The organism is Acinetobacter sp. CS-2 (assembly GCF_016599715.1).
GTDB lineage: Bacteria > Pseudomonadota > Gammaproteobacteria > Pseudomonadales > Moraxellaceae > Acinetobacter.
Genome location: NZ_CP067019.1, coordinates 2,826,702 through 2,851,496, shown reverse-complemented (window position 1 = coordinate 2,851,496; position 24,795 = coordinate 2,826,702). Strand labels below are relative to the sequence as shown.

At 45.2% G+C, this 24,795-nt stretch carries 21 protein-coding genes; 15 read left to right on the top strand and 6 right to left on the bottom strand.

The genetic code is table 11. From position 1 onward, the window contains the following. Positions 1-36: 36 nt before the first annotated feature. Positions 37-1,401 (top strand): oxygen-independent coproporphyrinogen III oxidase, encoded by a 1,365-nt coding sequence (hemN, locus tag JFY49_RS14035; protein ID WP_166168679.1) that lies wholly within the window; start codon positions 37-39, stop codon positions 1,399-1,401. Between the two features lie 104 nt (positions 1,402-1,505). Here hemN and ribA read toward each other — a convergent pair whose 3' ends face one another. Further along, complete coding sequence (gene ribA, locus JFY49_RS14030) at positions 1,506-2,108, bottom strand: GTP cyclohydrolase II (RefSeq protein ID WP_166168681.1); 603 nt, start codon at positions 2,106-2,108, stop codon at positions 1,506-1,508. A gap of 310 nt (positions 2,109-2,418) precedes the next feature. Here ribA and dxs point away from each other — a divergent pair, with 310 nt between their 5' ends. From dxs to JFY49_RS13990, 8 genes are all read left to right on the top strand, one after another. Beyond that, complete coding sequence (gene dxs / locus JFY49_RS14025; RefSeq protein ID WP_180080510.1) at positions 2,419-4,326, top strand: 1-deoxy-D-xylulose-5-phosphate synthase; 1,908 nt, start codon at positions 2,419-2,421, stop codon at positions 4,324-4,326. Positions 4,327-4,442: 116 nt separating this feature from the next. After that, a complete protein-coding gene (locus tag JFY49_RS14020; RefSeq protein ID WP_166168685.1) occupies positions 4,443-5,273 on the top strand; it encodes an inositol monophosphatase family protein in 831 nt (276 codons plus the stop codon). Between the two features lie 540 nt (positions 5,274-5,813). Beyond that, complete coding sequence (locus JFY49_RS14015; RefSeq protein WP_180042132.1) at positions 5,814-7,676, top strand: DEAD/DEAH box helicase; 1,863 nt, start codon at positions 5,814-5,816, stop codon at positions 7,674-7,676. 388 nt (positions 7,677-8,064) lie between these two features. After that, positions 8,065-8,883 (top strand): ABC transporter ATP-binding protein, encoded by an 819-nt coding sequence (locus JFY49_RS14010; protein ID WP_086195794.1) that lies wholly within the window; start codon positions 8,065-8,067, stop codon positions 8,881-8,883. After that, entirely contained in the window at positions 8,880-9,659 is a 780-nt protein-coding gene (mlaE, locus tag JFY49_RS14005) for a lipid asymmetry maintenance ABC transporter permease subunit MlaE (protein ID WP_166168689.1), read from the top strand. Before JFY49_RS14010 ends, mlaE begins: the two co-directional genes overlap by 4 nt. After that, entirely contained in the window at positions 9,659-10,330 is a 672-nt protein-coding gene (locus tag JFY49_RS14000; protein ID WP_200223238.1) for an outer membrane lipid asymmetry maintenance protein MlaD, read from the top strand. Before mlaE ends, JFY49_RS14000 begins: the two co-directional genes overlap by 1 nt. A gap of 18 nt (positions 10,331-10,348) precedes the next feature. After that, the gene (locus JFY49_RS13995; protein ID WP_200223237.1) at positions 10,349-10,975 is read left to right on the top strand and encodes a phospholipid-binding protein MlaC; all 627 of its coding nucleotides are present in this window, start codon (positions 10,349-10,351) and stop codon (positions 10,973-10,975) included. A gap of 16 nt (positions 10,976-10,991) precedes the next feature. Further along, positions 10,992-11,282, top strand: coding sequence for a lipid asymmetry maintenance protein MlaB (locus tag JFY49_RS13990; protein ID WP_086195790.1), 291 nt, complete (start codon positions 10,992-10,994; stop codon positions 11,280-11,282). A gap of 243 nt (positions 11,283-11,525) precedes the next feature. On the opposite strand, the gene JFY49_RS13985 is transcribed toward JFY49_RS13990, so the two are convergent. Continuing rightward, positions 11,526-12,539, bottom strand: a complete 1,014-nt coding sequence (locus JFY49_RS13985) for a CorA family divalent cation transporter (RefSeq protein ID WP_086195789.1) — start codon at positions 12,537-12,539, stop codon at positions 11,526-11,528. Between the two features lie 149 nt (positions 12,540-12,688). On the opposite strand from JFY49_RS13985, the gene JFY49_RS13980 reads away from it, so the two are divergent. Both JFY49_RS13980 and JFY49_RS13975 read left to right on the top strand, forming a co-directional pair. Next, on the top strand, positions 12,689-13,288 hold the full coding sequence (locus JFY49_RS13980; protein WP_200223236.1) for a TIGR00730 family Rossman fold protein: 600 nt from the start codon (positions 12,689-12,691) through the stop codon (positions 13,286-13,288). Then, positions 13,285-13,692: an NUDIX hydrolase gene (locus JFY49_RS13975; protein WP_180080504.1), complete on the top strand. Its 408-nt coding sequence runs from the start codon at positions 13,285-13,287 to the stop codon at positions 13,690-13,692. The genes JFY49_RS13980 and JFY49_RS13975 overlap by 4 nt, the downstream gene beginning before the upstream one ends. 82 nt (positions 13,693-13,774) lie before the next feature. Here the strand turns inward: JFY49_RS13975 and JFY49_RS13970 are convergent, their stop codons facing one another. Then, complete coding sequence (locus JFY49_RS13970) at positions 13,775-14,407, bottom strand: ComF family protein (RefSeq protein ID WP_166168697.1); 633 nt, start codon at positions 14,405-14,407, stop codon at positions 13,775-13,777. Positions 14,408-14,541: 134 nt separating this feature from the next. Then, positions 14,542-16,587: an ATP-dependent DNA helicase RecG gene (gene recG, locus JFY49_RS13965; RefSeq protein ID WP_200223235.1), complete on the bottom strand. Its 2,046-nt coding sequence runs from the start codon at positions 16,585-16,587 to the stop codon at positions 14,542-14,544. 35 nt (positions 16,588-16,622) lie between these two features. On the opposite strand from recG, the gene JFY49_RS13960 reads away from it, so the two are divergent. Together JFY49_RS13960 and JFY49_RS13955 are read left to right on the top strand one after the other, a co-directional pair. Further along, positions 16,623-17,429 (top strand): NAD-dependent epimerase/dehydratase family protein, encoded by an 807-nt coding sequence (locus tag JFY49_RS13960; RefSeq protein ID WP_200223234.1) that lies wholly within the window; start codon positions 16,623-16,625, stop codon positions 17,427-17,429. 270 nt (positions 17,430-17,699) lie between these two features. Further along, entirely contained in the window at positions 17,700-18,926 is a 1,227-nt protein-coding gene (locus tag JFY49_RS13955; RefSeq protein ID WP_180174931.1) for a transposase, read from the top strand. Between the two features lie 49 nt (positions 18,927-18,975). On the opposite strand, the gene plsB is transcribed toward JFY49_RS13955, so the two are convergent. After that, a complete protein-coding gene (plsB, locus tag JFY49_RS13950) occupies positions 18,976-21,552 on the bottom strand; it encodes a glycerol-3-phosphate 1-O-acyltransferase PlsB (protein ID WP_166168703.1) in 2,577 nt (858 codons plus the stop codon). Between the two features lie 292 nt (positions 21,553-21,844). Here plsB and JFY49_RS13945 point away from each other — a divergent pair, with 292 nt between their 5' ends. Then, positions 21,845-22,717 carry an acyl-CoA thioesterase gene (locus JFY49_RS13945; protein ID WP_086195783.1) on the top strand — a complete coding sequence of 291 codons (873 nt, stop codon included), beginning with the start codon at positions 21,845-21,847 and terminating at the stop codon, positions 22,715-22,717. Positions 22,718-23,106: 389 nt separating this feature from the next. Further along, entirely contained in the window at positions 23,107-24,342 is a 1,236-nt protein-coding gene (locus tag JFY49_RS13940; protein WP_200223233.1) for a dicarboxylate/amino acid:cation symporter, read from the top strand. Here JFY49_RS13940 and JFY49_RS13935 read toward each other — a convergent pair. Beyond that, positions 24,339-24,758 (bottom strand): VOC family protein, encoded by a 420-nt coding sequence (locus JFY49_RS13935; protein ID WP_166168709.1) that lies wholly within the window; start codon positions 24,756-24,758, stop codon positions 24,339-24,341. The genes JFY49_RS13940 and JFY49_RS13935 overlap by 4 nt on opposite strands. Positions 24,759-24,795: the final 37 nt, after the last annotated feature.

Here is a 24,795-nt window from a genome sequence, read left to right as displayed (position 1 = left end):
ATAACCGGCTGTTGCAGTAGAGAGTGGATAGCAACGATGACGCGTTCTTTAATTCAAAAATATAATGTACCCGGACCCCGTTATACCAGTTATCCAACGGTGCCGTATTGGGAAGCCGAGCCATTTTCGCTTGATCTGTGGAAGCAGAGCTTAAAACGTTCCTTTGATGAATCCAACTCAAGTGAAGGCATCAGTCTGTATATCCATCTGCCATTTTGTGAAAGCCTGTGTACCTTTTGCGGCTGCCATAAACGTGTCACGAAAAAGCATGAGATGGAACAGCCTTATATTCAGGCCGTGCTGAAAGAATGGGACTTGTATTGCCAGTTGCTGGTAACAAAGCCGAAAATTAAAGAAATTCATTTGGGCGGCGGCACACCGACCTTCTTTTCGGTTGAGCATTTACAACAGTTAATTCAGGGCATCTTGGCAAAGGCAGAGGTGGCTGCCGAGCATGAATTCAGTTTTGAAGGGCATCCTAACAATACCACCCGTGAACATCTGCAAGCCTTATATGATCTGGGCTTTCGTCGGGTCAGTTACGGAGTTCAGGACTACAATGAAACGGTGCAAAAAGCCATCCACCGGATGCAGCCTTTTGAACATGTACAGCGTGTAACGGAGTGGGCACGTGAAATTGGTTATACGTCCATTTCACATGATCTGGTTTTTGGTCTACCTTTTCAGAGTTTGCAAGATGTGCTGAATACCATTGATCAAACCAATCGGTTAAGGCCGGACCGTTTGGCGTTTTATAGCTATGCCCATGTGCCCTGGATTAAGGGCAATGGTCAGCGTGGCTTTAAAGATGCTGATGTACCGAAAGATGAAATAAAACGCCAGTGCTATGAAGAAGGAAAAAATAAGCTACTGGCGCAAGGTTATCATGAAATTGGTATGGATCATTTTGCTCTAGAAAAAGACAGTATGTGCCAGTCCTTTAAACAGGGGACTTTACATCGTAATTTTATGGGCTATACCGCATCCAAAACCCAAGTGATGATTGGCTTGGGGATTTCTTCGATTAGCGACAGCTGGTACAGCTTTGCGCAAAATGAAAAAAAACTGGAAGACTACTATGCACGTCTGGAGCAAAATGAAATTCCGGTGGTCAAAGGCCATGTGCTGAGTACAGAAGACCTGATGATCCGTAAACATATCTTGAACTTGATGTGTACTTTTACTACATCTTGGGCATCAAAAGAGATGCAATTTCCTGAATTGCCCGAGGTTTTGCGGCAACTTGCAGAAATGCAGCAGGATCAGTTGTTACAGATTGATGAGCAGGGCATTACTGTGACTGAGCAAGGCAAGCCTTTTGTGCGTAATATCTGTATGGCCTTTGATTTACGCCTAAAACGCCGCGTTCCGGAGAATCGAATTTTTTCGATGACGATTTAAATCCCTACAAACTTCCCTTTTAAAAAAGACAACTCCCTCCTTTAGCAAAGGAGGGTTGGGGTGGATTTGTATAAAGTCGGGGAGATTTATAAAATAAGTGGGATTTAAAAATCGCCTTTCTTATACATATGCGCCATGCGTTCATGTTTGGTTTTTAAATACTCGGCATTAAAAGGATTTAAACCGACAGTGAGCGGCACACGGTCAACCACATCAATGCCCAGTTCTTGTAGTGCCTGAATCTTTGAAGGGTTATTGGTAATCAGTTTAACCTGCTTGACCTGTAAATGGTCCAGCATGATGGTACACATGTCATAGTGTCGTGCATCCGCGGGCAAGTTCAGCATCAAGTTGGCATCAACCGTATCGTGTCCCTGATCTTGCAGGGCATAGGCACGAATCTTGTTGGTTAGTCCAATACCGCGACCTTCCTGACGTAAATACAGAATCACGCCTTGACCGACTTCATTAATCAGTTTCTGGGTGGCTTGCAGTTGCGGGCCGCAATCGCATTTCAGTGAAGCAAAGGCATCACCGGTTAAACACTCAGAATGTATTCTCACCAATACCGGTCCGACAGGCGGCATATCCAGACCTTTAGACAGTGCTACATGTTCTTCACCCGTTTTAGGATCTTGAAATACCGTGATTTTAAATTCACCAAAAGCGGTTGGTAATCTTGAAGTCGCGACAAATTCTATGGGCACTGCTTAACTCGTTAAATAGTTTATTAATTAGCTAAAGTATAGCTGAATGATTGGACATTAGTTGAATTGTAAAGATGAATTTATGCAGAAGATTTTCTTTTTTGTATAAAGCGAACGATAATGGTTGATAAATAGTAAGATTATTCAGGATAATCTCGCTCATGAACAAACACCCAGTGTAGAGATTTGCCTCTAAACTGCATCGCTAGAAATGTGGCTGATTTAAAGGTGATACAATTCGATCATTATGCTCGAATAAACCCATTGACCTAGCTTAGGATTTGCCAGGCTTTAGAAGGCTTCGCCATTTATGTTGTATACAGAAATACCGACTCACCGACCTGTAACTCCGTTGCTGAATGCGATTGATCATCCGCAACAATTACGATTGCTCGAGCGCAGCCAACTAGAACAAGTGGCAGATGAGTTACGTCAGTACATTTTGTATGCAGCAGGACAAAGCGGTGGACACTTTGGTGCTAACCTGGGAGTGATCGAACTCACTGTGGCTTTGCACTATTGTTTTAATACGCCGCATGACCGTCTGATCTGGGATGTGGGTCATCAGGCCTATCCGCATAAAGCTTTGACTGGTCGCCGTGAACAGTTGACCACCATTCGTGCCAAAGACGGTTTGGCTGCTTTTCCTGCACGTGAAGAATCGATATTCGATACTTTTGGCGTGGGACATTCTTCAACAGCTATTTCTGCGGGATTGGGCATGGCACTGGCACGCCGTTATCAGAACGATCCGTGTGAAGTGGTGTCGATCATTGGAGATGGTGCCATGACGGCCGGTATGGCCTTTGAAGCCATGAATGATGCCGTTGCACATGATGCAGATTTAATCGTGGTACTGAATGACAATGACATGTCTATTTCGTGCAGTACCGGTGGATTTGCCAAACATTTGGCAGCTATCTGGGAACGTGGCGAATCGGTGAATGTTACTGATGAGGGTGATGCATATATCCAGCCGCATCCGGAATGGACTTACAATTCTCGTTTGCACTGTGCTGCCACTGAAGCTGCAGATAATCTGTTTAAAGCCATTGGTTTTGACTATTTTGGCCCATTTGACGGCCATGATGTCAATCAATTGGTACAGGTATTTAATGCCCTAAAAAAACGTAAAGGTCCGCGTTTAATTCATGTCTATACCAAAAAGGGTAAAGGATTTGCGCCTGCGGAAGCCGATCAGATTAAATACCATGCCATCAGTAAATTAAATACTGTATCTTCAAGCAATGCAGCACCGAAATATTCCGATGTGTTTGGACAATGGCTCTGTGATGAAGCTACCCAAGATCAGCGTTTGCTGGCGATTACGCCGGCTATGTGTGAAGGTTCGGGCATGGTGCAGTTTGCCAAACAGTTCCCGGAACGCTTTTTTGATGTGGCGATTGCCGAACAGCATGCCGTGACCTTGGCGGCAGGGATGGCCTGTGAGGGCTTAAAACCGGTGGTAGCGATTTATTCGACTTTTCTGCAACGCGGTTATGATCAGCTGATTCATGATGTGGCCTTGCAAAATCTGGATGTCACTTTTGGCATCGACCGTGCCGGGCTGGTGGGTGAAGATGGCCCAACCCATGCCGGTGCTTATGACTATGCCTTTATGCGTACTGTACCTAATATGGTCATTATGGCGCCTAAAGATGAAAATGAATGTCGTCAGATGCTGCATACCGCTTATTTATACAATGGTCCAGCGGCGGTACGTTACCCGCGTGGCAATGGTGTAGGGGTTGAAATTCAGCAACAAATGACGGCTTTGGAGATTGGTAAAGCAGAAATTGTGGCCAGTTTTAATGAATTTCAAGAAGAGCAGATCAGCATTCTGGCATTCGGTAGCCGTGTCAGTGTCGCGGTAGAAGCAGCACAAACACTCGCCGCTAGTCATGAGGTGGGGGTGCGTGTGGTGAATATGCGCTTCGTTAAACCGCTGGATGAGCAGATTATTGAACAGCTTGCTGCGACAACCAGTCTATTTGTCACTGTTGAAGAACATGCCGTGATGGCAGGCGCAGGCAGTGCGGTAAACGAGTATTTGGCGCAGGCACAAATTGTAAAACCAATCTTGAATTTGGGGCTGGCAGACATCTTCATGCACCAGGCTTCACATGCACAGATGTTGCAACAAGCCGGGCTGGATGCCAAAGGAATTGAAAAATCAGTTGAATTGGCCTGGTCAAAGCTTGTGCAGTCGGTGTCCTGATCAATTTAAAAAATTTTAGAAACATTTTTTCCCTAAAAGCCCTCGTATTTGTTAAAATGTGAGGGCTTTTATGCATTATTCTTTATCAATATCTTCAAATTTGTAGTGGGTGTTCAATGGAACCTATGGTGGTGATGGCTGCGCGTGCGGCTCAATTAGTTGGTCAAGAGCTTTTAAAAGCGCATCAAAATCGTCATAAACTCGATCTACAAGTCGAAGAAAAAGGGATTGATGGTCCGGTAACGCGTGTAGACCGTTATTTGGAACAATTGACTATCGATACGCTACGTAAAAGCTATAAAAACCACAGCTTCCTTGGTGAAGAGTTTGGTCTGCAAGAAGGTAAAGGTCACGACGCCGAATGGTGCTGGGTGATCGACCCGCTTGATGGAACTTTAAACTTCATTAACGGTTTCCCGCATTTCTGTATTTCTATTGCTGTTCAGCACAAAGGTGTGACTCAACACGGCGTGATTTATGACCCTGTAAAAGATGAGTTATTCTCTGCCAGTCGTGGTCGCGGTGCCATGTTGAATCAACGCCGTATTCGCGTAAATGTCAAAGACAGCCTGCAAAATACTTTCCTTGCCGTAGGTCATGCTTACCGTGCTAAACGTAACGGTGAAGTGATCTCTTATGCAAAAAACCATTTTGAGTCATTATTGAACGTGACTGAAGCGGGTGCACAATACCGTCGTGCAGGTTCTGCTGCATTAGATTTGGCTTATGTTGCTGCAGGCCGTTTGGATGGTTATTTTGAACTGGGTCTGAAACCGTGGGATATCGCTGCAGGCGAGCTCATCGTGAAAGAAGCGGGTGGTACTGTAGTGGATGCACGTGGTGGTGCCGATTCTATGGAAAATGGTCAAGTACTTGCTTGCTCTATGAAAATGCTTAAGCCTTTAATGCAAGCTGTTGTTCCGGCTTGGGGTGACGCAGCGAAGTAAGATCGATTGAATCGAGTGACATGACAAAAAAGCTCTCCTTGCGAGGGCTTTTTTTATTTCTGGATTAAATTCCTGATTCAATGAAAATGCCGGATAGCGTCTATTTGCCCGCATTTTTATCCAGATAAAGCGTTACAATATTACCTGTTTAAAAATTAAACAAAATTAAGTTGTAAAATAGACTGTTACTGAAAAAAACAGTATGTATGCATCATTTGATCGAAAAAAATGATTACTTTTTTAAATGGTTCTGTTATTATGCCGCCACGCACTTAAATTTCCGTTCTTTACCTGAACATTATCTTCTAATCATTGTATGCGCGTGCTGTCCATAGAGAGGACATATCCTTCGCGCCCCAATCGCTTAAGCGATTCCTTCAGGTTTGCGGCCGTAATCATGCGTGCGTTATATCCACATCGTCGTTATTCGGATCGCTGCTGAATCCTTATTTTTTCAGCTCTAATTGCTGTGCCGCTTTTTGCCGATGTCCATATTGTAATTTATTAAATGGAGCACCCATTTCAGGGTGAATACTCTCTATGAGCAAAACTTTTGCTGATTTTTCCCTCGATGAGTCATTAACACAGGCTCTTGAAGGTTTAGGCTTTACTACGCCAACTCCTGTACAAGAACAAGCGATTCCTGCTGCGCTTGAAGGTAAAGACCTTTTAGTATCAAGCCAAACCGGTTCTGGTAAAACAGCTGCATTCTTGCTTCCAACTTTGAATGCACTTGCAAATCAAGATACTTTCGTACCGTTTAAAGAACGTATGAAAGCAATTACTCAACCATCTATTTTGGTAATTTCTCCGACTCGTGAGCTTGCACAGCAAGTATGTCAGGATGCGATTGCCTTGGTTCGCCATATGAAAGGCGTACGTGTAGCTGCAATCATGGGTGGTATGCCTTTTGGTAAACAAATCCAGCAGTTAAAAGGCGCACAGGTTGTTGTAGCGACTCCAGGTCGTTTACTTGACTTGGTTAACCGTCGTCAAATTAAACTCGACAAAGTTGATTCATTAATTGTTGATGAAGCTGACCGTATGCTGGATCTTGGGTTCTCTGAAGATCTAGAAGCCATTGGTGATTTGGCTGCAAACCGTAAGCAAACACTTATGTTCTCTGCGACTTTTGCACCACGTATCATTACACTTGCAGAACGCATGATGAATGATCCGATGCGTATTTCGATTGAAACTGGTCACTCTACAAATACTGATATTACTCAGACTTTGCATTGGACTGACGGTTTCGAACATAAGAAAAAACTGCTTACTCACTGGTTGAACGAAGAAGACGTTGATCAAGCAGTAGTATTTGCTTCTACTCAAGAAGACACAGATATGTTGGCTGAAGAACTTGCTGAAGCAGGTTTATCAGTTGTAGCACTTCATGGTGCTATGCCACAAACTGTTCGTAACCGTCGTTTACGCAGCATCCGTGAAGGCCGTGCTAAGATCCTGGTTGCAACTGACGTTGCTGCGCGTGGTCTTGATGTACCAACCATTTCTCACGTAATTAACTTCGGTCTTCCAATGAAGAACGAAGACTATGTACACCGTATTGGTCGTACTGGTCGTGCCGGTCGTACTGGTAAAGCAATTACACTTGCAACTTACCGTGAACGCGGCAAGATCCGTGCTTTAGAAGACTTCCTGGAAGCGCGTTTAAACGTTTCTGAAATTGAAGGTCTTGAGCCATCTCCACCTCCTGCACGCGGTAGTCGTGATGGCGGCGGTCGTGGTCGTAGCGGTCGTGATGGCGGTGGTCGTGGTCGTGGCGGTTTTGGCGGTCGTGATGGCGGTGGTCGTGCACGTTTTGAAGGCGAAAGTAACTTCAAACGTCGTGAAGGCGGTGATGATCGTCCACGTCGCAGCTACGATGACAAACCACGTGGCGAACGTCCAGCATTCGGTGGAGAAGATCGTCCACGTCGTGAATTCAATAGCGACCGTCCACGCCGTGAAGGTGGTTTTGGTGATCGTCCACAACGCAGCTTTGGCGGTGAAGATCGTCCACGTCGCGAATATAATGGCGACCGTCCACAACGTAGCTTTGGCGGTGAAGATCGTCCACGTCGTGAAGGTGGTTTTGGCGACCGTCCACAACGTTCTTTTGATGACCGTCCGAAGCGTGATTTCGGTGATCGTCCAGCTCCACGTCGTGAAGGTGGTTTTGGCGACCGTCCTCGTTCTAACGATGACAACCGTGGTAACCGCGTAGACTATAAACCAGCAGGTGATCGTCCACGTCGCGAATTCAATGGTGACCGTCCACAACGTAGCTTTGGTGATCGTCCACAACGTTCGTTTGCTGATGATCGTCCTAAGCGTTCTTTCAGTGAAGATCGTCCTAAACGCAGTTTTGGTGAAGATCGCCCACGTCGCAAATTTAACGACTAATAACGTTAGATTTGGGTAGTAAAAAACCGGTGGAAACACCGGTTTTTTTATGGGATTAATCTTTGATCTTGTTGAGTAGAAATGTATACTGGATCATAGTTTGTCTTGATTCTGTTAAATATGAATAATGAATCTAATTATTATGTTTGGAATTTTAATCAAGAGGTGATTATGCCTTATATTGGTTTAATTTTATTACTCATCAATATTGCATACTATATCTATAATAGCTTTCTGTAACACAGTATCCTGTTTGTTAAAATAATTGCACCACAATTAAATAATTAAAAAATTATGGTAAATCGGTTGCTTTTTACCTAAAGGTAACATTTTAAACCCGAATCCTTTATAGTATGCATGCTGAAAAAATGCAGGAAAACCCTCAGCTATGAATAATCAAATACCTCAGCAAGCTCAATCTTGGATTGAAGTCCATGATTTGAGTTTTAAACGAGGGAAACGTGTCATTTTCGATAATGTCAGTTTAAAAATTCGGCGTGGCCAGATTACCGCGATTATGGGGCCTTCAGGTACGGGAAAAACCACTTTGCTGCGTCTGATTGGTGGTCAGTTGACGCCTGAGCACGGTGAAATTCTCTTGGACGGCAAAAGTATTGCAGATATGTCACGTCAGGAATTATTTGCTGCACGTGCACGTATGGGTATGCTATTCCAAAGCGGTGCACTGTTTACCGATATGAGCGTCTATGAAAACGTGGCTTTTCCGTTACGTGCACATACGCAACTTTCGGAACATCTGATTGCCGAGCTGGTGGCACTCAAACTGGAAGCGGTAGGCTTGCGGGGTACTGAAAAGCTGATGCCTTCAGAGCTGTCAGGCGGGATGAACCGTCGTGTGGCCTTGGCTCGCGCCATTGCACTGGATCCGGAGCTGATCATGTACGATGAACCTTTTGCCGGCCAAGATCCGATTGTAAAAGGGGTCCTCGCCCGTTTAATTCGTACCTTGCGTGAAGCACTGGATTTAACCACGATTATTGTGTCGCACGATGTGGGAGAAACCCTATCTATTGCCGATTACATCTATATTATCGCGGAAGGGATTATTCAGGGTGAAGGCACGCCGGCTGAATTAATGCAGCATGAATCGGCATTTGTTCGTCAGTTCTTAACCGGTGCTGCTGAAGGTCCTGTCGATTATCAGTTTAGCCATACGGCTTATTTAAGTGATGAGGTGCGTTCATGAATGCTATTGCCTCATTAGGTAGACGCGTTATTGAACGCGTTCAGGGGATAGGGGTGGCAACCCAGATGTTGCTGCAAATCCTGTTTTCCATGCCGACCTGGCTCGGGGTTAAGCTGTTTATTTACCAAATGTACCGTATTGGTGTGATGTCTTTATTGATTATTGCCGTATCGGGTTTATTTATTGGTTTGGTACTGGGCTTACAAGGCTATTCCATTTTGGTCAATATCGGCTCAGAAGCCATGCTGGGCACCATGGTGTCTTTAACCTTATTAAGAGAGCTGGCTCCTGTAGTGGCGGCATTGCTGTTTGCAGGGCGTGCCGGTTCAGCTTTAACGGCTGAAATTGGCCTGATGAAAGCTACAGAGCAGCTGGCCAGTATGGAAATGATTGGGGTCGATCCGCTAAAGCGTATTGTTTCCCCGCGTTTATGGGCCGGTATTGTCAGTCTGCCGATGTTATCGATTATTTTTGGTGCCATCGGCATCATGGGCGGTAAAATGGTCGGCGTCGATTTTTTAGGGGTAGATGAAGGTTCTTTCTGGAGTGGCATGCAAAATAGCGTGCAGTTCTATAAAGATATTTTCAATGGCACCATTATTAAAAGCCTGGTTTTTGCATTGCTTTGTACCTGGATTGCGGTCTATCAGGGTTATGCCTGTGTGCCAACTTCAGAAGGGATTGCAACATCAACTACGCGAACAGTAGTGTATTCCTCATTGTGTGTTTTGGGTTCTGATTTTGTGTTGACTGCGGTCATGTTTGGAGGTGTTTAATGAAATCACGTGCAAGTGAGCTGGCCGTAGGTATTTTTGTCATTCTTACCGGTATTGCGTTATTTTTCCTGGCCATGAAAGTCAGTGGCCTGATGGGAACCAACCTGCGTGACAGCTATAACATGACTGCGAGTTTTGACAATGTGAACGGTCTGAAACCGCGTGCCAAAGTGACCATGAGTGGTGTCACCATTGGTCGTGTTACCGATATTACCCTTGATCCGGTATCGCGTTTGGCAACGGTGTATTTCGAGCTGGATGGCAAGTTAACGTCTTTCAACAAAGAACAGCTGAAAAAGGTTCAAGCCAATGCTTTGGAAGAATTGCGCTATAGCACAGAATACAGCGAAGCGGATCCTGCGAAACAAAAAGAAATGGAAAAGCAACTTGTTGTTAACATGAACTCCATCACCAGTATTGATGAAGATGCTTATATTATGGTGGCCACCAATGGCTTATTGGGTGAAAAATATTTGAAAGTGGTACCAGGTGGTGGCCTGAACTATATCAAACGTGGTGAAAGCATTGCCAATACCCAAGGCACCATGGATCTTGAAGATCTGATCAGCAAGTTCATTACTGGCGGTGCGGACAAGTCATCAGCGAAAGCGGCGGAAGAAAAAACATCAACTGAATCAACAGAAGATGCGCAAACTTCATTTGTTGAATAATTTGGAGAGGAGATTTTAGTGAATACTTTAGTTAAACACACGCTTACAGCCAGTGTTTTATCAACAATGATGGCGAGTACTGCTTTTGCACAACCAGCTGAAACGCCACCAGCTTTTGTAAAAAAAGTGGCGGATGGTCTGATTAGCCGTTTAAAAGCGGATCAGGCAAAATTGCAAAACAATCCTGCTGCAGTGAAAGCAATTGTGCGTCAAAACCTTGACCCTTATATTGATTCACAAGCCTTTACCCGTCTGGTGATGGGAACTTATGCGACCAATCAGTATAGTACGGCTGCTCAGCGTGCCAAGTTTGAACACAATTTTCGTGAAACTTTAATCGAAAATTATGGTACAGCGTTTGCTAAATATACCAACCAGACTTATAGCCTGCGTCCATATAAAGAAACCAATAGCAAAAATCCTGTGGTCACGATTGATTTCAACAACAAAGGTGAAAAAACTCCGGTATCTTTCCAGTTGGTGGATAAAGGCAATCAATGGAAAGTGCGTAATATCAATGTGGCTGGTATTGATTTAGGTTTACAGTTCCGTAATCAGTTTGCTGCAACGGTAAAACGTAATGGTGGCAATATCGATAAAGCTATTGCGAACTTCCAACCAGATGCATCTGTAAATAAAAAATAACCGGGAAGGGTGTTCAGTGATTCAATTCATTCATCAGGAATTGCAGGTTTCCGGCAAAATAGATTACGCCAATGCAGAGGACTATTACCAGCAAGGTTTGAAACTGATTCAATCGCAGCATCAGTTTCCGGTGGTGGTCAATCTGGCAGAGCTGGAACAGGGCAGTACGCTGGCACTGGCAGTACTGGTGCGCTGGTTGCGTCAGACCCCGAAAGCTCAGGGTCTGCAATTTAAAGCAGTCCCTGAGAAAATGATGAAAATCATTCAGGCCTGTCATTTGCAAGATGATCTGCAGCTGATTGGCTAAACCAATAAAAAAGCACCGGAAGGTGCTTTTTTATTGAGCTGAGCTTGTAAGAGATGAATATTGAGCAGTCCTCTCTCCCTCAGGGAGAGAGTTAGAGAGAGGGGATAAAATTAGAATTCTAGATTTCTTCCTGTAGCTAGATGATGACGAGTAAAGCAGTATTGGTGAGCGATCAAATTCAATGGACTTTACAAGAAGACCTCCCTCTAACTCCCTCCTAAAAGGAGGGAGAATATAAACCCATCAAATCCATTTCTTCCAGCGGAAATAGGCCAGCGGTCCAATAAAGAAAGCCGCTAAAATAATGCTGACCATAATGAAGCTGGTGGTTCCTCGTGCAAAGGGCAGTACATCGGTATTCATGCCATAAACACTGGCAACCAGCATTGGCGGCGCAAGCATACTTGGCAAGATCGAGAAGCGACGGATGGTATCGTTCTGTTCGGTGTTAATGAATCCCGAGGTGGTATCCAGCAAGAACCGAACCTTCTGGAACAGGAAGGCATCATGTTCGACCAGAGATCGAACATCTTCGCTCAGTTCCCGAATATCGGCATCATAAATATGACTGCCCAACGCACGTGGACGGGACAGGAAAGTCAGGACACGGCGCAAATCGATTAAACACAATTGTGCTTTTCCAAGTATGTCTTCCAATTGTGCCAGACGGGTAATCATGTCATCCAGATCGAGAATCTGTTCACGATGGCGGTTGTTGAGCACTTCGGTAGAGTACTTTTCCAGATCCTTGTGGATATCTTCCAGGATATCCGCAAGTTCATCCAGTTTGGCTTCCAGCAAACCAAGCAAGACCCAGGTCGGGTCTTTATAGTCAATCTCATAGTCATTGCGGCGGGCACGGGCACGGAAAGCGCGAAAGGCTACCAGTTTTTCACCGCGCAGGGTAAACAGGTGTTGTTTATGCAAAATAAAGGCTACCGTTTGCACGGTTGCCAAAATGCTCGAGTTGTCATCGGTTTCGCCATCGACCTGAAAATTTTTATTTTTCGTCAAAAAGTAGGTGCTGATATGTAAAATACCATCATCATCACGGTAAAATCGTGCTGATGAAGAAATATCCTCCAAGGATTTTAGCGTCGGTAAATTTTGCTCATAAGCATCTAAGACCCATTGTTGTTCTTCTTGTGATGGGGCAATGAGATCGATCCACACTAAATCCGGGTGGAGATCAAAACCACCATTGATGGTGGCATCTTCCAAACTACCGCGCTCTGTGGCGTAAAAGGCTTCAAGCATGCTGTCTTTTCCCTGCGCAGTATAGGTGAATTGATGGGTGTATTTTAGACAAGGAATTGAATAAAAACACTGATTCAATCGCTTTTTTATTAAAAAATCTCCTGAAAATTTACTTTATTAATATGACATCTGCAAAACAGGCTGAAACAATGACGAAATCGATCGCAATTTTTTGTGGCTCAGCTTTAGGTACCGATTCGATTTTTTTAGATACCGCACAAAAAGTGGGACAAACCCTTGCCCGGCAAGGTAAAACGCTGGTCTATGGCGGTGGCCGTTCTGGCTTGATGGGTATGGTAGCTGATAGTGCTTTACAGGCAGGCGGCAAAGTCATTGGGGTAATCCCAAGGGTGTTGGTGGATCATGAGCTGGCTCATCCGCATTTAACCGAATTGCATGTGGTGGCCAATATGCATGAACGTAAAACCAGGATGTCGGAACTTTCTGATGCCTTTATTGCCTTGCCAGGTGGTGCAGGTACACTGGAAGAGATTTTTGAGCAATGGACCTGGTCACAGCTCGGTATTCATTTAAAGCCCTGTGCATTTTTAAATGTGGCCGGATTTTACGATGATTTGCTGAAATTTATTCAGTTAACCACAGTAAAAGGTTTTACCCAGCCACGTTTTGCAGACAGTATGATTGCTTCGGATTCCATTGAAGAGATTTTGCAACAATTTGATGCTTTTCGAGCGCCACAACCGAAATGGGGTATGGCTGATCAAGAAATTTTGGTGAAACATGCATGAATATCATTACTGTGGCGGCGGCCATTATTTTAAATGATCAACAGCAACTGTTAGTGGTGCGTAAACGTAACACGTCCTGCTTTATGCAGGTGGGTGGCAAGCTTGAACCCCATGAGCCACCCGAAATCACAATGCTGCGTGAAATTCAGGAAGAAATAGGCTGTCGGGCCTCGATTGAGCAATTCATCGGTCGTTTTGAAACTGCCACTGCCAACGAGCCGGATCATCAGCTGGTGAGTTATTTGTATTATGTGACTTTAGATCACGCACCGAAAATTGCCGCAGAAATTGCCGAAATGAAGTGGGTCGATCTGGAGGCTCAAACTACCCCATTAGCACCTTTAACCCGTGAAATTGTCATGCCGTGGGTGAAGCGGTTTTTAACAGAAAGCATGATGTCCTGACTGGTAAAAGGATTCTTCCCTCAAGGATGAGCCGACACTTCTCAAGGAGATAAGGGGGAAATCAGTATGTCCTTTCCAAAGATTAAATCTCTGCACTGGCAATACAGGCTGCATAAACTTTTTGACAGCCTAATGCTTCAAGTTTCTGTTTTAAAGCATGTAGCGAACTGCCGGTCGTGACTACATCATCCAGCATCAGCACTTTGCGGTAACGCACACGGGTCTTTGTGGCAATCACAAACTGCTGGTCAATCTGATCCAGCCGTTCGATCCGGCTCAAGCCTTTTTGCGAATGTTGGGCCAGTCGTGCAACCGGTTGCCAGACTGGAATATTCAGCTGTTTTGCCAGGAGTTTCGCAAGCACCAAAGACTGGTTATACCCCCGTTCTGCCAAACGCTGATGGGAAATGGGCATCGGGACAATGGCTTGGATTTTGGGAAGTTTGAGACCGATAAGTGAGCCAGCAAGCAGATTTTGAAAGTGCAGCTGTTGTTCATATTTGAATTTTTGAATAATACGGTCCATCGGATAGGCATAATGACAGGCCACCTGAATCTCCATTTCCTGTCGTCGGATGGTCTGTTTCAACCAGGGCAATTGTTGCCAGCAATCTGTACAGACTGAATGATGACGTTGCTGGTCTATGCCACAAAGTACACAGGGGAAAAGGCTCTGCATGGCTTTGTGCAGTAAGGGGTGAATCAATTGCAGCATGTTTTCTTCTTCTTTTTATTTAACTTTATTTTGCACAGTTTATTGGTGGTTTCAAGATCGGCAGCATCCATGCCACTTATACGATAATAAATAACCGATTCAGCCTGTTATTTTATAGGTGTCTTACATTATTTTTATACATAGGCATAGCGAGGGGCTTCAGGTAACCAGCGTTTTAACAGGGCTTCTGCATTGTCTGGATAGTCTTTTAAGATTTGCTGCGCGACATAATGTGCCTGATTCAGCAAATGATCATCACGTTCTAACTTGGCGACCCGAAAGCCCATGTCCCCGGTTTGTTTTGTGCCGAGCAATTCACCCGGCCCGCGAATTTCCAGATCCTTTTCGGCAATGATAAAACCGTCATTGGTTTCACGCATAATGCGCAGCCGTTCCTGTCCATTTTGCGAAAGCGGATTTTTATATAGCAAGGCACAGAAACTGGCAGTCGCACCACGACCGACCCGACCGCGTAACTGATGTAACTGTGAAAGTCCCAAACGTTCGGCATTTTCAATTACCATGATGGAGGCGTTTGGTACATCCACGCCAACCTCAATGACCGTAGTGGCAATCAAGAGTTGCAGCTGATTGTCTTTAAACTGATGCATTACAGCCTGCTTTTCATCGGCTTTCATTTTGCCATGCACCAGACCAATGTTGAGCTGAGGAAAACGTTCCTTAATTTCCTGATAAGTCGCTTCAGCAGCCTGTGCATCCAGCGTTTCCGACTGTTCTACCAACGTGCAGACCCAGTAAGCCTGTTTGCCTTCAGCACAATTGCTAGCAATACGCTGTAGCACTTCTTCACGGCGGTCTAAAGGAATGGTGACGGTCTGAATCGGGGTACGGCCGGGCGGCAGTTCGTCAATCACCGAGGTATCCAGGTCACCATAAGCAGACATGGCGAGTGTGCGGGGAATCGGGGTGGCGGTCATCACCAGTTGATGCGGGGTTGTATTGTTGACGCCTTTATTACGAAGAGCCAGTCGCTGATCGACCCCAAAGCGATGCTGCTCATCAATAATCACCAGGCCGAGTTTGGCAAATTCGACATTTTCCTGAAACAGGGCATGAGTACCTACCACCAGATTGGCCGTGCCTTGTTTAATGGTTTGCTCAGCTGCTGCACGAGCTTTGCCTTTCTGTTTACCTGAAAGCCAGGATACATTCAGACCTAAAGGCTCAAACCATTTTTTAAAGTTCAGATAATGCTGTTCCGCCAGGATTTCCGTCGGTGCCATCAATGCCACTTGCCAGCCTTCTTCCAGTGCATGACAGGCAGCAACGCCAGCCACCAGTGTTTTACCAGCACCGACATCGCCCTGAACCAGACGCAGCATCGGCTTGTTCTGTTTTAAGTCCTGCACAATTTCTTTGGAGACCCGTTTCTGTGCACCGGTCATTTCAAAAGGCAAGCCAGCCAATAACTGCTTGGCAAAATTTTTACTTGGGCTAAAAGAGGGGGCGGCAATCTGCTGGATATAGGCACGCCGTGAGAGCAGACTGATCTGATGGGCCACCAGCTCTTCAAAAATCAGCCGCTGCTGGGCCGGATGAGAACCTTGCGCCAGCTGTAGCATATTGGCATTCAGTGGCGGTTCATGAATATATTGCAGTGCCTGTTTTAGCGCATAACCATTGGTGAATTTTTCTGGCAATAATTCAGGCAGCTCATCACTATGCTGTTTTAGTGCCTGTTTAACATATTCACGCAGCTTGGGCTGAGTTAAGCCTTCTGTTGCTGGATAAATGGCAGTAAGCTGGGTTTTCGGTAGGGGGGTATGTTCGGTAATCAGTTGAATTTCAGGATGATACAGTTCCAGACCACGTGCACCGACACGAACTTCACCAAAAATGCGCAAGCGGTTGCCGACTTTAGCTCGATCGGTCAGGGCTTTATAGACATGGTAAAAACGCAAGGTGACTTTGCCAAAATCATCCTGGAGCTGTATGGCCATGGATTTACGCTTACCTGGTGGAAAATCAACCCCTTTCACAATACCTTCCAGCAAATAGCTACGCCCCACGGATAATTGGTTCATGGAGATGATCGTGCTACGATCTTCATAATCACGCGGTAGATGAAACAGCAAATCATCTGTCGTAAAAATATTCAGTTTTTCCAGTAGTGCAGCAGAGGCAGTTCCTACCCCTTGCAATTGATGGACTGCAGCCATGTCCCCTCAACTTGAGTTAAATCATCAGGTGCTTAATGCATATATTATTTATAGGTTATGGTCAAACCTCTACCCGGGTTGCTAAACAATTATTTCAGCAAGGGCACCAAATTACCACAATCAGCCAAAGTCCGAAAACTGATGTTTATGCAAATCATCTAATTCAGGATGTGCATCAGCTTGATTTGACTCATCTTGAACCTGTGGATTGGGTCTATGTTTTATTGTCGCCGTCACAAAGTTCTGTGGAAGGCTATCAACAGACTTATGTCGATTCAGTGGCTCCGATTGTTCAAGCCTTAAAGTCCCATCCAGTGCAAAAAATTGTGGTGGTGTCATCAACCCGGGTCTATGGTGAAAATGCGGGCGAGCGTATTGATGATGAATCTGTTATTCAACCTGTAGATGAGCAGGGGCGATTACTCTGGAAAATGGAGCAACTCTATCAACAGGCATTCACTGAACGCTGTGTGGTGATCCGTCCTACAGGAATTTATGGCACGTCCGTGGCAAGAATGATCAAGCTGGCTGCAACGACCCAAAACTATCCTCAAATTCACTGGTCTAACCGGATTCATATTGATGATTTGGCCCAGTTTTTAGTGCAGTTGATTCACGTGGAACATCCAGAAACGTCCTATATTGTCACCAATAACCAGCCTCTACCTTTACACGAAGTGATTCAGTGGTTTCAGCGGCAACTCAATTTGCCTGAACTGGTTGTAGCAAGTCCGAAGGAAACAGGTAAACGGATTTTTGCTACACGGATGAGGGAAAGTGGATTTCAGCTAGAGCATGAGGATTGTTTTAGTGATTATGCGGAATTATTAAAGACGGAGTGAATGTCACCTTGGTATTTGAAGTCCCTCCTCCCTATGGGAGGAGGTTAGGAGGAGGGTTCTTTAATTAACCTCTCCCTAGCCCTCACTTGCGCTTTATAATAGCTCAAGTAGAGTATTTAACAGACCTCTCCCTAGCCCTCTCCTAAAAGGCATAGGTATCTACACAATTTCCGAGCTTTGCGTTAAATTGAAGAGCATGCTCTTCAATTTCACATCTCTGGTCTGGATCAGCGTCTTGTCAAACGCTATAACAGCCTTGTAAAACTCAATATGAATCCTCTTGCTTCACTTGCTCCCGCAATCAAAGACCTAGCCTCTACCCAAAAGTCGAGTTTCTCAACTACACAGGCAGTTTGGCGATTCCTGAATAATGATAAAATCTCTTTTAGTCAATTAAACCAGCCGATTAAGCTTCTTGCATGCGAACAGATCAAGACATCACCGCATCAGTATGCATTAATCGTTCATGACTGGTCTCAGCTGCAGTATGTGAAGCACAATCATAAGGTTCAGCGTCTTCAAAGAACACAGGTGAATTCAGGCTATGAATTGCAAAGCAGTTTACTTGTCGATGCATCATCAGGGCTCCCGATTGCGCCATTAGCTCAGACGCTAACAGATGCATCCGGCTGTTACTCTACATTCAGTGAACAATACAGCGAGCGCAAGTCCCATTTGGACTCACTCGCAGAACAAATTAAAACGATTGAACAGTATCCGATTGAGAAAACAAAAGTCCATATCATTGACCGTGAAGGAGACTCGATTGCCCACTTGAGGGAAATCAGCAGCCATGGTTTTAAATGGTTGATCCGGGCCAAAGAAAGCCATCGGATTGAGCATCAAGGGGAAACCTACAAAGTTGCAGAAGCCGCAGAAAAAGTAGTAACTCAGCAGGTTAAGCCGATTGCTTATAAAGGAAACCGGCATATGCTGCATGTTGGAGAAACCGATATTCGGATAACGCGTGCAGCAAAGCCGAAGAGAAAAGACGATTCAGGCCAACGGGTTACTCCCCAGCCAGGCAAGGCGGTTGCAGCCAGATTAATTGTTGCTGTGGTGAAAGATGCTCAAGGTAAAACAGTCGCGAGATGGTCGCTGATCAGCAATGTTTCTTCAGAGATTGATGCGGTAGAACTAACCACCTGGTATTACTGGCGCTGGACAATTGAGTGCTATTTCAAGCTTCTCAAGCAGGCAGGCCATGACGTTGAATCATGGCTTCAGACCACACCTGCAGCGATTTTAAGACGGCTCCTGATCAGCAGTATGGCGTGTGTGCTGACTTGGCGAATACAGCGTTCTGAAGATGAACAAAATCAGAAAATTCGTATATTTCTGGCCCGTCTTTCAGGCCGACAGCAGAAGAGAGGTAAGTTGGAAAGTGCACCTGCAATATTGGCAGGACTTTCGATTTTACTGAACACTCTTCAACTGCTCTCGGAATATTCAATAGATGAACTGAATGAAATCGCAACAATTGCATTAGGTACCTAAAGATGTGTAGATACCTATGCCTAAAAGGAGAGGGAACGGAGAAGGAAGATTATTTCTTCTTGCGTTTTAAACGGCGTTTCGCCTGTTGCGCTGCAACGGCATCCAAAGCTTCTTTTAACTCTTCATCGCTGAAGGCGGTAATGTGCTGAAGCATCTGCAAGGTCACATCATCCAGTACCAGATTGGCGTACTGTGCAACGTTCTGGAAGTTCTCGTCAAACACAATGGCGTTATCTTCATTGTTACGGATATAGCCCTGCTGAGTCAGCACTTTAATGAAACTCTGGAACAGCGATTTATCAAAGAACTCCGGTGAGTTGAATTCATACAATACCGACAGACGTTGACCAACCAGATGACTGAGCTCTTCCACCTGACGGGTAGAGATGTTGCCTGAACCACGCTGGGTGATTAAAGTCAGGGTCATGTAGTAACGCTCCAGACTTTGCATCACAGGGGCAGCAAGCACTACCAGCTGATTGTGATCTTCTGAATTTGGTGCAGGGGAAAGCAGGTTGCCCTCGCTATCTTCAGAAATCAGTTTGGCCTGAATCAGCGCTTCTGCATAAGCACAGATCTGATCTTTCAGCTCTTCATCTTTCCATTTTAGGAACAATTCCGCTTTCAGGAATGGATAAAGGGTGCGAATGACATTGATCAAATCACCACGGCGAATCGAACCATTATGTTCTACCAGTGCAGCAATCAGTGACGGCAACACGAAGGCATGCAGAATGTTGTTACGGAAATAAGTCAGCAATACTGCCTGATTGTCTTCAATGGCAATGATATCACCCAGGACATGCTTCACACGTTTAATCAGTTTCAGTTTCAAACCGTAGGCAATAATTTCCTTGCCTGAAAGCGGTGTTACCTGAGTACGTGCATCATAAGGTAATGCAGTCAATAGCTTACGGTAGGCATCCAGTTGCTTGATGCAGATTTCTTCATCCAGCGTATGCTTAGGCGTAGCTAAAAGAATCAGTGAAAGCAGCGATACCGGATTGATCACCACAGCACGGTTAATGTTTTCCAGAATCGCATGCGCAGCACTGTTTACTGTATCAGACACTTCTTGCGGAATCGGATCATCATTCTTGGCAATTTTAATATTTTCCGCACCATGCTGTTTCAGCATGTCATCAAGGAATACCGGCTCACCAAAGTTCACATGCACTTGGCCAAAGATACGTTCGATTTTGCGCAGGGTTTTTACAATCCCCATGATCGACTCGGATTCTTTGTCTTTACCGTTCATTTCGCCGACATAGGTGGCACCTTCCATCAGGCGTTCGTAGCCAATATAGGTCGGTACAAACACGATCGGTTTGGAACGGCCACGCAAATGCCCGTGAACCGTCATGGCCAGCATACCGGTTTTTGCTGGCAGCAAACGTCCCGTGCGTGAACGACCGCCTTCAATAAAGTATTCCAGTGGGGTGTTACGGGAAAGAATGTTGAATAGATATTCTTTAAATACTGTGGTGTACAGACCATTACCACGGAAAGTACGGCGAATAAAGAAGGCACCGCCACCACGCAATAATTGTCCGACAAAAGGCATGTTCAAGTTATCGCCGGCAGCAATGTACGGCACCATCATGCCACGTTTATAAATCACATAAGACAGTAATAAATAGTCAATATGACTGCGGTGACAAGGGGTATAAATAATCTCGTAGTCTTTGGCCAGTTCCCGCACAGTACTGAAATTATGCACTTCTACGCCATCATAGAGCTGGGTCCATAAACGGGTCAGCGCCATATCGGCAAAACGCACGGCTGAATGCGAATAGTCCGATACAATCTCGTTTAAATAGCCAATGGCACGACGTTCAGCTTCAATCATGCTGATTTTGCCACGGATGCTTTCACGACGGATGGCATCCTGTACATCAGTGGATTTGATCAGAGAATGCATCACATTGCGACGGTCTGAAAGATCCGGTCCGAGTACGACTTCACGCTGACCATCTAAATAGTTGTTTAGTTTGTTAAGAATATACGTCGCAGGTGACAGGTTCGGATGGGTTTGTTTGGCAAATTCGATCAGCTGGCGTAAAGACTGCCCTTGATGGAATTCCAGATAGGATTGGCGACCATGCAGGCCAATATTCACCAGCTGTTTAACGGTACCTGGTGTTGCCCAGGTGTCGGTAAATAGTAGTTTCAGCCAGGAATCTTCTTTGTCTGGTGAACGTCCCCATAATACGGTAACCGGAATCAGTTCAATATCAACCTGAGGATGATGTTCCAGAATGTCGATCAGGCGCAATAAGCGTGGCGGAAAGGCATGCAGTGGCGGGTTGAGTAAATTGTTTTCATCATGATGCTGCAAGAACAGCACTGATGCTTTTTCTTTATGATCACCCACCACTAGCGGATCTAATGCCGGTGACAGTTTCAGACGGCGGGTTTCGCCATCGACAATCAACGCATTGCTACGTGAATAATTTTGTAATACATAGCACACCACTTTTTGCTGAACAGTTTGCTCTGTCCGGGAATTTACTTCTGTAGTTGTCGGTTCAGTAGGAACCTCACCAAGAACATGTGGGGTTACCACCAGGTCAAGCAGCTTACTGGAAAGCTGACGATAGATTTGACCAAAGCCACTCTTGGACATACATACTCCTACTTAAATGACCGAAACCACAGATTTTCTGAGGGGAAATAGTTTTGTAGTATTGTAATTGAAAACAATATGTCATTTTCTGACAAAATGCATATTGAGTGTTAAATTTTATCGTTAAAAATCGTATTTTTAGCGAATATTCAGCACAAATCGCGTGACAGGCCAGTCAGTTGAACTGTAGGGCTTTAGTCGGGATTTGTGGCAGAATAGCAATTATAGCTTAGCTGATTGATTGAAATTTTTCGCCTAGATTTTAGGTATCCCACATTAAAGCAGGTTGCTTATGAATGCCTTAACCCAAGAGCTGGTTGAATTACTAAGTCTTGAAAAAATTGAAGAAAATATTTACCGGGGGCAAAGCCGTAATCTGGTCGGTAAGCGGGTCTTTGGTGGGCAGGTGTTGGGGCAGGCCTTACGCGCGGCATCCTATACCGCAGATCGTCCGGCACATTCATTACATGCCTATTTTTTATATGGCGGAGATGTCAACGCACCGATTATTTATGAAGTGGACCGATTGCGTGATGGCAAGAGTTTTGTCAGTCGTCAGGTGCGTGCCATTCAGCATGGGCGGACGATTTTTACCGCCATGATTTCATTTGCCAGCCCGGAAGAAGGCTTGAATTATCAAATCTCCGAGCCGGAATATCCTGCGGTTGAAGACCTGAAAAGTGAAGCAGAGCTCAAAGCACAGCTGGTCGAATTTGTGCCGGAAAATGTGCGTGCCAGTTTTATGCGTGACCGTCATGTGGACATTCGTCCGGTCAATCCACAAAATCCATTCCAGCCACAGCCTGAAGCCCCATCATACGCTCACTATATCCGCACCCATGGTCAGATTTCCCAGAAGGTCGATGAAATTTCATTGCATCAGGCTATTGCGGCTTTCTACTCGGACTTTACCTTAATGACTACGGCTTTACGTCCACATGGTTTAAGTTATATTTCTCCGAGTCTGCAATGTGCCAGCATTGACCATGCCATGTACTTCCATAAGCCATTTCGTGTTGATGAGTGGATGCTCTATGATATGGAGGCCACCATTAGTGCCAGTTCGCGCGGACTGAATTTTGGCCGTATGTGGCAAAATGGCGAGCTAGTGTGCAGCACCACTCAGGAAGGTTTGATCCGCTTGCGTGAAATTGAAACCCAATAAGGCTCAAAATGGCATAAAAAACCGGAGCTGCTGTCCGGTTTTTTATGCTTGTCTTGATCATTGTGATTTAGTGGCAGCGAGGGATATCCTCGGAGATGTCTTTATGGCAGCCATGGTTTGGATGGGCAAATGCCAAGGGAATATGCAGAAGTAGCACGGTCATAAGCATGATTTTTTTCATATTGATTCTCTTTTAATTATTGGCTGAATGCGTATTTATTCATAAGCAGATTTTATGCCATCAGTTTAACGAAGTGTTGATGATTCAGACTAAGTGAGCCGCTGGCTTTTATTCATTTATGCTGAGCTTGTGACAAAAAATTCCTCGATTCTAAAAATAGGCCATGGCATAGTGCCTGACAGGACTTAATGATAAAAAGCATGTCGTGATGAGCTTAAATACACAAATATTGATTGCTGCGATTTTAGGGGTGGCATTCGGGTTTCTGTTAAACCTGTTTCCAAATACCCAGTTTTTCGATATCAGTCTCTATGGTTTGGGTCTGGCCAGCAGCATTTTTATTGGTTTATTAAAAATGCTGCTGATTCCCCTGATTTTCAGTTCGATTGTGGTCGGCGTTTCGAACTTGCAGGCCGGTGGACAGTTGGGGCGAGTCTGGAAAATCACTCTACTGTGCTGTGTCACCACCACCACCTTCGCACTCATTTTAGGCTTAAGCTGTGCCCATTTGTTTAATGTGGGCAAGGGTGTGGATATCGTGATGTTTCAGGATGCCATGAACAGTCATCAAACGCCTGATACCTTAACGCCATCGTCCTTTTTTACCAATTTCATTCAAAATACTTTAATTAACCCCTTTAAAGCCTTTGCCGAAGGCAATGTGCTGGCGGTAGTAGTATTTGCGCTGTTTATTGGGGTGGCGCTGGTTAAAGGCGGAGAGAATTTCCGCAGTGTACGCAAGTTAAGCCTGCAATTTTTTGACATCATGATGTTGATGATTAGCTGGATGATGAAGCTGGCACCGCTGGGTATTTTTGCCTTACTGGCAAAACTGATTTCAACCGAAGATGTTTCTGTATTAAGCCGTCTGGCCGAGTTCGCTGCCGTGGTGACAGGAACCACCATTTTCCATGGTGCAGTAGTATTGCCTTTGTTGCTCTGGATTTTTGGCAAGATGAGTCCGATCACTTTCTTTAAAGGGACACGGGCTGCGCTGATTACCGCATTTGCCACCAGTTCCAGTTCGGCTACCATGCCACTGTCGATGAAATGCGCGCAGGAAAATTTAAAGGTACGTCCACAAACCGCAGGCTTTGTCATTCCTTTGGGCACTCAGCTGAACATGGATGGCACGGCGCTGTATGAAGCTGCAGCAGCACTTTTTATTGCCAACCTGATGGGGCTGGACTTAAGTTTGGGTCAGCAACTGGTGGTCTGTGCAACCGCTATGATTGCCTCGCTGGGTGCGCCGGGTATTCCAAGTGCCGGTATGGTGACCATGATTATGGTGCTGCAATCAGTCGGTTTACCGGCAGAAGCCATTGCCATCTTACTGCCGATCGACCGTTTGCTCGATACCGTGCGTACCGTGGTCAATGTTCAGGGCGACATGATGATCAGTGTAGTGGTCGATCGTTATAGCCGTGAAGCGCAAGTTGATTAGTCTAGTTCCAAGCTAGGATTAAATACAATTTCCCAGACATGATCATCGGGATCTTGGAAATAACCTGCATAGCCGCCGTAAAAGGTGGCTTGTGCGGGTTTAATAATTCTGGCACCAGCATGTGCTGCCTGAGCCATGACCTGATCGACTTCCAGTGGACTATAGACATTTTGTCCCAAGGTCATTTGAGTGGCACACATTGGCGTCAGTTCCAGTCCGGTATCCTGTTGAATGCTGCTTTGCGGCCATAAAGCGAGTTTCAGGCCTGACTGTAGTTCAATAAAGGCCACAGCGCCATGTTCAAATTCCTGCCCCGTGATTCCTTCACAGTGTAGGCCCAAACCTTCACGATAAAACTGTAATGATTTTTCCAGATCGCGTACCCCAAGAGTAATGACTGAAATCCGTGCTTGCATAGGGTTGTCCTTATTGTTGTTTTCCTAGACTTTTATC